Here is a 2,951-nt window from a genome sequence, read left to right as displayed (position 1 = left end):
GAGGCGCCCGCTCATCGGAGCGGGCGCCTTTCGTTGCCGCCGGGAAAATGCGATTGTCAATTTTCTCCGAATGTGATATGTTTATACGTATCAACATCACAATATGGTAGGAGGCACCGCTATGCCAGAAGAGATCGCGGCCGGGATCTACCGGATCCCGGTGCCCCTGGTGGGCAACCCGCTCAAGGAACTCAACGCCTACCTCCTGAAGGGTGAGGACGGGAATCTGCTCATCGACACCGGGTTCCGTCAGCCGGCCTGCCGGGAGGCGCTCTTTACCGGACTGAGGGAGCTCGGCATCCGCCGTGGGGAGACAGAGGTTCTGCTCACCCACCTCCACTCCGATCATTCCGGCCTGGCGCCGGAGGCCGCGGGGGAGCGGACCATCTATATGAGTGAGGTGGACCGTCCCCATCTGGATGATCGGACCTATGGGGAAAAACACTGGGAGCGCATGAACGAGCGTTTCCGAACGGAGGGCTTTCCGCGGCATCTGCTGGCCCGGATGAGCGAGACCAACCCGGCCCGGTCCATGGCGCCGCCGTCCGGTGGGCACTATCAGGGCCTGGCCGACGGTCAGATTCTGGAGAGGGGAGGGTGCCGCATCCAGTGCCTGCTCATGCCCGGCCATACGCCGGGGCAGATGTGCTATTGGCTGCCGGAGCGTGGCATCCTCTTCACCGGGGACCATGTGCTCTTCGATATCACCCCCAATATCACGTTCTGGCCTGCCATGGCGGATGCCCTGGGGGCCTATCTGGAGAGCCTGAAAAAGATCCGCGCCTACGACCCGGAGCTCACCCTGCCCGGCCACCGGAAGAGCGGGGACCTGAAGACGCGGGTGGACGAACTCCTTTGCCACCATCAGAGGCGGCTGGAGGAGGCGCTAAACGTGGTAAAGGCCCATCCGGGACGGGGGGCCTATGAGCTGGCCGGCCACATGACCTGGAAGATTCGGGCCAGCTCCTGGGCGGACTTCCCGGTAGCACAGAAGTGGTTCGCCGTGGGCGAGTGCATGTCCCACCTGGACCACCTGATCGTCCTTGGCCAGCTCCGCCGGGAGACGGTGGAGGGCAAGGCGGCCTACTATGCCATTTGATGTGAAAGAAAACGAGAGGAATGACGATATGGAACAGGCAAAGGTATATTTTTCTGATCTGAGAGCTCCCATTGGCACCAATCTGCTGAAGAAGCTGGAAAAGCTCATCCGCACCGCCGGCATGGGCGACATTGACATGGAGAAGAAGCTGGTGGCCATCAAGATCCACTTTGGCGAGCCGGGCAACCTCTCCTTCCTCCGGCCCAACTACGCCAAGGTGGTGGCCGACGTGGTCAAATCCATGGGGGGCGTGCCCTTTCTCACCGACTGTAACACCCTCTACGTAGGCCGCCGGAAGAACGCCCTGGAGCACATGGACGCCGCCTATGAAAACGGCTTTTCGCCCTTCTCCACCGGCTGTCAGATCATCATCGGCGACGGCCTCAAGGGGACCGACGATGTGGAGGTGCCCGTGGAGGGGGCTGAGTATATCCAGACCGCCAAGATCGGCCGGGCGGTGATGGACGCCGACGTCTTTATCAGCCTGACTCACTTCAAGGGCCACGAGGCCACCGGCTTCGGCGGCGCCATCAAGAACATCGGCATGGGCTGTGGCTCCCGCCGGGGCAAGATGGAGCAGCACAACTCCGGTAAGCCGGAGGTCCGCCAGAAGAAGTGCGTGGGCTGCCGTCAGTGCGCCAAGCAGTGCGGCCAGGACGCCATCTCCTACGGCGAGGACCGGAAGGCCTTCATCGACCAGAACAAGTGCGTGGGCTGCGGCCGCTGCCTGGGTGCCTGTAACTTCGACGCCATCGTCAACCGGAACTCCAGCGCCAACGACGACCTGAACCGGAAGATGGCCGAGTACGCCAAGGGCGTGGTGGACGGCCGCCCCCAGTTCCACATCAGTCTGGTCATGGACGTTTCCCCCTTCTGCGACTGCCACGCTGAGAACGACGTCCCCATCATCCCCGATGTGGGTATGTTTGCCTCCTTTGACGCGGTGGCGCTGGATCAGGCCTGCGCCGACGCCTGCCTGCGTCAGCCCGTCATGCCCGGCAGCCGTCTGGACCAGTACCTCCACACCGAGGGCTGTGAGGACCACCACGACCACTTCTGCAATAACTTCCCCGAGACCAACTGGCGCTCCTGCCTGGAGCACGCCGAGAAGATCGGTCTGGGTACCCGCTCCTACGAGCTCATCGAAGTGAAATAAGCCATCAAGTCGAGAAAGGATGTTATCTATGGACGTAAAGGAGATCCTGAAGCACTGTGACCACACCCTCCTGAAGCAGGAGTCTACCTGGGCACAGATCAAGGAGATCTGTGACGACGGCCGTAAATATGAGTGCGCTTCTGTGTGTATTCCCGCCGCCTATGTGCGTCAGGCCGCCGAGTATGTGGGCAATGACCTGAAGATCTGCACTGTGATCGGTTTCCCCAACGGCTATTCCACCACGGCTGTGAAGGTCTTTGAGACCGAGGACGCCATTCGCAACGGCGCCGACGAGATCGACATGGTCATCAATATCGGCTGGGTGAAGGATCAGAAGTGGGATGACCTCCTCACCGAGATCAAGGCCATCAAGGAGAGCTGCCAGGGCCGCATTCTCAAGGTCATCGTGGAGGCCTGCCTCCTCACAGAGGAGGAGAAGATCAAGATGTGCGAGATTGTCACCGCCTCTGGCGCCGACTACATCAAGACCTCCACCGGCTTCTCCACCGGCGGCGCCACCCGGGAGGACGTAGCCCTCATGGTGAAGCATGTGGGTCCCGGCGTGAAGGTCAAGGCTGCCGGCGGCATCACCAGCCTGAAGGACGCCGAGGACTTCCTGGCCCTGGGCGCCGACCGCCTTGGCACCTCCCGGATCGTGAAGCTGGTGAAGGGCCAGCAGGGCGAGGGGTACTGAGA

Annotated in this window: 3 protein-coding genes; all 3 read left to right on the top strand. The window is 61.8% G+C overall.

The window, feature by feature from the left end; translation table 11 throughout:
- Positions 1-121 precede the first annotated feature (121 nt).
- Genes Q0K15_RS11040 through deoC form a run of 3 tightly spaced genes read left to right on the top strand, consistent with a single transcriptional unit; the run spans position 122 to position 2,949 of the window.
- Positions 122-1,099: an MBL fold metallo-hydrolase gene (locus Q0K15_RS11040; RefSeq protein ID WP_294515897.1), complete on the top strand. Its 978-nt coding sequence runs from the start codon at positions 122-124 to the stop codon at positions 1,097-1,099.
- A gap of 28 nt (positions 1,100-1,127) precedes the next feature.
- Positions 1,128-2,255 carry a DUF362 domain-containing protein gene (locus Q0K15_RS11035; protein ID WP_294515896.1) on the top strand — a complete coding sequence of 376 codons (1,128 nt, stop codon included), beginning with the start codon at positions 1,128-1,130 and terminating at the stop codon, positions 2,253-2,255.
- A gap of 28 nt (positions 2,256-2,283) precedes the next feature.
- Positions 2,284-2,949 carry a deoxyribose-phosphate aldolase gene (gene deoC / locus Q0K15_RS11030; protein WP_294515895.1) on the top strand — a complete coding sequence of 222 codons (666 nt, stop codon included), beginning with the start codon at positions 2,284-2,286 and terminating at the stop codon, positions 2,947-2,949.
- Positions 2,950-2,951 lie beyond the last annotated feature (2 nt).

Source organism: uncultured Intestinimonas sp. (assembly GCF_944387245.1).
In the GTDB taxonomy this organism is placed as follows: Bacteria; Bacillota; Clostridia; order Oscillospirales; family Oscillospiraceae; genus Intestinimonas.
This window is presented reverse-complemented; position numbering and strand designations above follow the sequence as displayed.

Excerpts from the sequence above, each read along its gene's own strand:
- Q0K15_RS11040 (WP_294515897.1), top strand. The coding sequence starts at position 122 with ATGCCAGAAGAGATCGCGGCCGGGATCTACCGGATCCCGGTGCCCCTG.
- Q0K15_RS11035 (WP_294515896.1), top strand. The coding sequence starts at position 1,128 with ATGGAACAGGCAAAGGTATATTTTTCTGATCTGAGAGCTCCCATTGGC.
- deoC (WP_294515895.1), top strand. The coding sequence starts at position 2,284 with ATGGACGTAAAGGAGATCCTGAAGCACTGTGACCACACCCTCCTGAAG.